The organism is Bacteroides sp. OM08-11 (genome assembly GCF_003438665.1).
GTDB lineage: Bacteria > Bacteroidota > Bacteroidia > Bacteroidales > Bacteroidaceae > Bacteroides > Bacteroides cutis.
The window spans coordinates 62,062-68,686 of record NZ_QSTJ01000002.1; the positions used below are offsets into that span (position 1 = coordinate 62,062).

At 34.7% G+C, this 6,625-nt stretch carries 4 protein-coding genes; 1 reads left to right on the plus strand and 3 read right to left on the minus strand.

Going from position 1 to position 6,625, the window contains the following annotated elements; all coding sequences use genetic code 11:
- Positions 1-2: 2 nt before the first annotated feature.
- The 3 genes from DXC10_RS04105 to DXC10_RS04115 form a co-directional block, all read right to left on the minus strand.
- On the minus strand, positions 3-1,505 hold the full coding sequence (locus tag DXC10_RS04105; RefSeq protein WP_101546172.1) for a RagB/SusD family nutrient uptake outer membrane protein: 1,503 nt from the start codon (positions 1,503-1,505) through the stop codon (positions 3-5).
- Positions 1,506-1,522: 17 nt separating this feature from the next.
- Positions 1,523-4,621 carry a SusC/RagA family TonB-linked outer membrane protein gene (locus DXC10_RS04110; protein ID WP_255419786.1) on the minus strand — a complete coding sequence of 1,033 codons (3,099 nt, stop codon included), beginning with the start codon at positions 4,619-4,621 and terminating at the stop codon, positions 1,523-1,525.
- A 133-nt stretch (positions 4,622-4,754) separates the two neighbouring features.
- Complete coding sequence (locus tag DXC10_RS04115) at positions 4,755-5,939, minus strand: site-specific integrase (protein ID WP_101546176.1); 1,185 nt, start codon at positions 5,937-5,939, stop codon at positions 4,755-4,757.
- Positions 5,940-6,392: 453 nt separating this feature from the next.
- On the opposite strand from DXC10_RS04115, the gene DXC10_RS16475 reads away from it, so the two are divergent.
- A partial coding sequence (locus DXC10_RS16475) for a carboxypeptidase-like regulatory domain-containing protein (protein ID WP_233519873.1) occupies positions 6,393-6,625 on the plus strand: 233 nt, incomplete at its 3' end.

Here is a 6,625-nt window from a genome sequence, read left to right on the forward strand (position 1 = left end):
TCTTAATCAGCCAAGTTTGGATTATTAGTAATTTCTCTTTCTGGAATATTAAAAATTAAACGTTTGTCATCATAACTGTAAGTTCTACCTGGAAGCATTGCATCTTCCTCACAACGGGTGATAGACTTTTGGAAACGTTTCATTGTCATTAAGCCACGACCTTCACCCCACATTTCAAGACGCCAATTATAATAAATCATATCCAACAAATCAGTCTGATTCATCAAAGCTACTTTTTCTGCTACAACCTCATCACGTTCATCCAGTAAAGCTTTCAAAGAGGTTCTAGCAGCAGGTAGTTCATTGTCACGTGCATTAGCTTCTGCATTTATGAGATACATTTCAGCAACACGCATATAAACTTCATCATTATACCATTCACGATTACCCATAATGCGCTTAGAGTCATAGAATTTCCACCAGTTTGTCAATTCATACTGTTCACCTTCTGAACTATACTCAGTAAACCACTTCTTACGTACATCGGACGCAGGTATTGAATTGTACAATGCTGTATCCACTAATTTCTCTCCACCTGCATAAGCATAGCTATAGGTGAACAAATCCATGTGTCCCCAGAAAGTTGGAAGTGCCGGAGAATTACTTGTAGTCAAATCAATTCCCCACATCCATCCAGAAATATTAATTGAAGCGAATCCTGATTTAATGATTTCTGTTTTGTCCATTAAAGTATATTCATGAGAATCAATAACCTCTTGGGACAGTTTAGCAGCATTTTTGTAGTCTCCCATAGTTAAATAAACGTATGCCAACATACCTTTGGCTACATCTTGGTTGATTTGATCTTTCGCACCAGAAGGGCGTTCAAAACCCTCTAATAGAGGAATAGCGTCTGTCAAATCTTTAACAATCAAAGCATATACATCTTCTACCGATGATTTTTTTACAGCTTCTGAGGTCAACTGAGTGCGATAGACAGGTATCGCCAAAGCTGTTTTATCTTCAGTATATGGTTTTGCATACAGATTTACTAAATTGAAATAAGAATGAGCCCTTAAAGCTTTAGCTTGACCATAGTATATTTTACTTTCGTCACCTTCCGGAATTATATCATCACCTCCGGCAGCATCCAATATCTCGTTAGTCGCTTTAATTAATTTATAATAATATCTCCAAAATTGATAAGAATATGAGGTTGCTGTAGCTGTTGTACAGGTCAGTGCACCTGCAGCCTCAAACCAACCGTAACCCTGTTGCATAATAACCATATCACCACTCATTAAGTCAGTAGCGATATCTACAGATTTCTGACCAAAGTCATCATGTCCTCCAGTACCACCGGAGTTCATGGCAAAAGTTGTAGAATAAGTGCCTAAAGCTTGTCCCATTAGGATATTAGGATTCCATTTTGCTACTTCTTGCAAATCTTCCGAGGTAATATAATCCGACGGTTTCTTTTCCAAGAAAGAATCGCTACAACTACCCAATAGGAGCATTAAACTTAATGCCGTAACTGGAATATAATTTTTTATATTGAATTTCATAACTCTTATTTTTATTGTTAGAATTGAATTTTAATACCTCCCATAATTGTACTTAACGGAGCATATTGGCTTCTTCCCGATTCACCGGAGTCATTTTTATTATCGTCATTCACATTGTCACTATTTCCAGAAGATGCCATTGAGACATATCCCTTACGTGCAGATAGATATAACAAGTTATCACCTGAAACAAAGAAACTAAGTTCAGAAAGGTGCAGTTTTGATACAATATTCTTAGGTAGTGAATAACCTATTCTTACATTTGCAAGGTTTAAGAATGAACGACTCGTCAAGAAGCGTGTAGAGCTAGCATTGGCATAATTCGTATCATCGGCACCTCCACCATAATCATTTGCTAAGCTTGGAACATTGGTGATATCACCTGGTTTCTGCCAACGACTTTCGATATCTTTGTGCCAATTATACGATCCGGCAGTACCACTATGCATCATTGCCGCATAATTATAATCATAACCATATCCCCCTATACCATAAGAAAATGTTGCATTAAAGGTGATGCCTTTTGCATATAAATCAAATCCAAAACCTCCTTGTAATGCCGGAATACCAGACTTATTAACAAATTTTTTAGTAGCTTGACTCCAATCACTTGTCTGTTCAACTTCAAGTTTATTAATTTCATTTTTAGACTTATAAGTTTCCATATCAGTAATCAAATCTCTATCACCATTCGGTTTTACGTTGTAGTATTGATTATATAATGCAAATCCTGTCTCCGGATCAACACCGGCATATTCACGAATATAGAAATCATATAAAGAATGACCTTTGGCCCAACCATAATAAGTACTGATTTCAATAGGCTTTTCTTTACCTGTGGTCTCATCAATAGGCATTTGAGTCATTTCATTCTTATAATAACCTCCATTTACGCGGAAATCAAACTTATAATCATTCTTGTTTAACAAGTGGGCTGTCAGTGAGAATTCAACTCCTTTATTTACTAATGCTCCATCATTTACAGGATATGACGCATAGCCTAAAGAAGGAGCAACTTGCTTCATAAACAACATATCAGTTGTTTTTTTGTAGAAATATTCTACTTCACCTTCCAATACATCAGCAATGTTGAACTCAATACCTGTATTAATAGTACTACTTCTCTCCCATGTCAAATTAGGATTGCCTTTAAACTTAAAACTAAATGTATATTCATCATTCAAGTTATTAATAGTATAAAGATCTTCATAAGGATAGTAACCTGCTACAACCGGAGAAGTTATAAAGTCTTGATTACCTAACACACCCCAACTTAATTTGTATTTCAAATTTTTCAGCCATGAGATATCTTTCATGAAATCTTCATTAGTTATAGCCCAAGCGGCACCTACAGAACCGAATACTCCCCATTTATTTCCTTTCGCAAAACGTGAGCTACCATCTGCACGAAGGGTTCCATGGAGAAAATATTTATTATCATAATCATAACGTAATTGACCAAAATAACTTTCGATGGAATAACCATAAGTATATGATTCCAGATAATCCATAATTACACCGTTACTCCACTCAGTGTTGTCTGGTCTAACGATTTTAGATTTACCACCATAAGCTACAGAGGTCTTACTACTTGTTGATTCATGAGCAACAAAAGCATCAAAATTATGTTTATCAAAACTTTGTCCCCAAGAAAGAATTTGGTTGGCTGTGAAATTTAAATAATTAGTCTGATATTTTACAATTTGTCCTTTACCGGCACTATCCCCATAATATGGATTAGTAAGTTCATTTTCTGCTGAACCTAAGTACTGTAAACCAACATTGGCAGTCAGCTTAAAGTATTTCAGGAATTTAGCTTCAAAAGATCCATTACCATTAAATTGATGAGAAACGATTTCGTCTTTATCCAATAACAATGCTCCTGCAGGATTGATACCAGCCCCAAAAGGACGTTGGTATCCTGAATTCATACCATAGTCATACTTATTTCCTCCGATATTTGTATCTTGTACAATATTTCCATCTGCATCACGTTCAAAAACGGGGAATAGCGATGGCATACCGTTTATAAATTGAAAACCATTATTCATATTACTGTCAGATTGTCCTGGCTTGTTAGTTTCCATATATGCATATGCCATTGATGTAGTAGCCTTTAACCATGGAGTAATTTGGTTACTCATATTATTACGTACATTAAAACGCTGGTAATCTGAAGAAATATAGTAGCCCTCATCTTTCAGATAACTGAAAGCTGTATAATGAGTCATTTTTTCATTACCACCGGATATTTTTACGTTTGCATCTAATTTTTGTCCTGTACGGAAAATATAATCTTCCCACTTCTCTGGAGTATATTTACGCATAATTCCACTATTAAATCGACCGGTACTTGGATCAATTAAATCGGCACCATTGGCGCTCCACATATTATAAATAGGGGCAATACCATATTTTGCTTGGAAAAGATTACTAGATGCCCATGCGGCAGATTGATTGGCATCCATTCCTCCTGCATTGACAGCATAGTTTTTCAGGCTTTCCCATGTGAGCTCCGTATACCGTTCAGGACTTTCAATCACGTCATACTGTGGTATCAAGCGCATATTGGCACCATATTTAACTTCTGCTTCAACATGAGTTTTACCAACTTCTCCTTTTTTAGTCGTAATCAATACTACACCATTGGCAGCTCGTGAACCATAAAGAGCTGTAGCAGTTGCATCTTTCAAAACTGTCATAGAAGCAATATCACTTGGGTCGATACCACTCAAATCTGCTTCAAAAGGAATACCGTCTACAACATATAGCGGTGCACGGCTTGAATATGCAGACCCTAAACCGCGAATACGAATACTAGCATTAGTTCCTGGTTGACCAGAAGTAGACATAACTTGAACACCGGCAACCTCACCACTAAGAGCTTTAGAAAGTTCTGTTGGATTTTTTAATGAAATCTTTTCACCTTTAATTTCTGTTGCCGAACCTGTAAATGAACGTTTTGTCGCTCCACCATAAGCAACGATCATAACTTCATCAAGTAGCTTATTATCAGAGTACATTGTTACTTTTACATGTGGTCTGATAGCCACTTCTTGTGTCTGCATACCAATATAAGAAATCTGCAATGTTTTCGCAGAACTTAGCTTTACGATTTTTTCATACTATGAAAACTTTGATTTTAATAATGAAAAATGTAGACATGTAAAAACAGAAAAAGGGTATAACCCTAATAATTATATGGCTACACCCTTTAATTGTTAGGACCATACTAATAGAGAAGGATAACTACATCTTTTTATGTGATGACAATAATGAATGATTTTTCTCTAAATCATGAACAATAGTCATATCCATAATATTAGTGTATACTTGTGTGGTCTTCACGCTTTTATGTCCGAGTAACTTTTGTACTGTAGTTATATTTACCCCATTATATATGAGTAAAGTCGCATTAGTATGGCGCGCAGTATGAAATGATATTTTTTTTGATAATCCGGCTAATCTGGATATAATGATTAAATCTTTATTTACGTTTGAATTATCTCTTAAGTGGAAAAATTCTTGAATATTATCTCGGTATTTATCAAGTATCACAAGTCCTTTACCACCAAAGAGGAGATAGAGAGGAAGTCGTACTTCTGTCCCCGTTTTTATAGATTTATATAGTAACCAAGTTTCTTGATGAATATCTACTATACTATCAGGTGATAGATTTATGAAATCAGAATATCGCATGCCTGCATAACAACAAAATAAAAACGCATCTAAAGTTTTTTGATATTTCATACATCTTCCTGTCAAACGTAATTTTTCCAGTCTTTCCAGTTCTTCAGGGGTCAAGTGCGTATGTTTATTCTCTACGGTTTTAATTTTATATTTTCGAAAAGCATATTTCTGTATTTCTATATACTCTTTATTAATAGCGACATTTATATGGCGTTTCAGATGTTTCATGTGTTTCGCAATGGTATTGATATGATAACCTTTTGACTGTAGAAAATGCTCAAATGACGATATAAACTCAAAAGTTAAGTCAGAGAATATAACGTCTCTTTTGAATTCTTGCAGTAACATTAGAGTAGAAAGATGATTACGCCTGGTGCTTTCTTTCAGAGAAGAATTCATTACTTCTTGCTTGAAAAAGGGGATAAATGAAGTGTTGTTTTCTCGTGCAGCTAATGTGTCCTTCAATAACTCTAAAGATATACGTTTACCCTGTTGCCATAGTTCTAGTTCCTTTTTTTCGATCATCGCTACATATTCATATATCAGTCGGTTAAGTGCATCTGCATTGGGATGATTTTTTACAACCAATTTTTTGGTATCCCATTGTTCTGGTTTTAAATAAACCTTAGTTGAAAAATACTTTTTCTTTCTATCCAAATAAGCCTCTACTTGCACCAATGCCATTCCTTTTTTATTAAGGCACTTCTTGCGATTGTACACTAAATTGTAAATAATTTTACCCATTTCTATTTATTTTAATTAATACTATAAACAAATAAGACGATATTCTGTGCAAAATGAGGTTTGAATAAGAATTAATATCTGTCAAAAGTGACTTTACATTTCATTTTCTTAAGTGGATTTTGTGTGTAGAAATACACAATTTGTCTAATGAAAAAGGGTATAAAACATGAAGATGAGGCTTCTTTTTAACCATTTTGTTTTAAAATGTGTGTATTCAAGCAAAGAAACTGCTATAAATATAAAAACACAGTGATACCAAACATGTCTTTTTTTAAGCTTTTTAAATATGCAAAAACTGTTATTCAGCATAAAAAGCGGGCTTTTATTAACGATTTGACAGAATTACAAGGTTTTTTTATTAAAACAATTGTCCGTTTCAGTTTTATTAATATATTTGCATTTTGTTAGAGTAAAGAAACAATTAATGTAAAGTTAAACTTTAAGAGAGAATTTATGAAAAGAAAATTAATGCTGTTATTAGCCTGTCTTTTTGTAGGAATAGGCTTAGTAACTGCCCAGACGCAGAAAGTCACAGGTGTTGTGATTTCTGAAGAAGATGGGCAGCCAGTTATTGGAGCCTCTGTATTGGTAAAAGGTACACAAATTGGTGCAATTACCGGTGTAGATGGTGATTTTACATTACTGAACGTACCAAGTTCTGCGAAGACTTTGCAGATTTCTTATAT

Bases quoted from the DNA above. Each gene is read 5' to 3' on its own strand.
- DXC10_RS04105 (WP_101546172.1), bottom strand. From the start codon at position 1,505: ATGAAATTCAATATAAAAAATTATATTCCAGTTACGGCATTAAGTTTA.
- DXC10_RS04115 (WP_101546176.1), bottom strand. From the start codon at position 5,939: ATGGGTAAAATTATTTACAATTTAGTGTACAATCGCAAGAAGTGCCTT.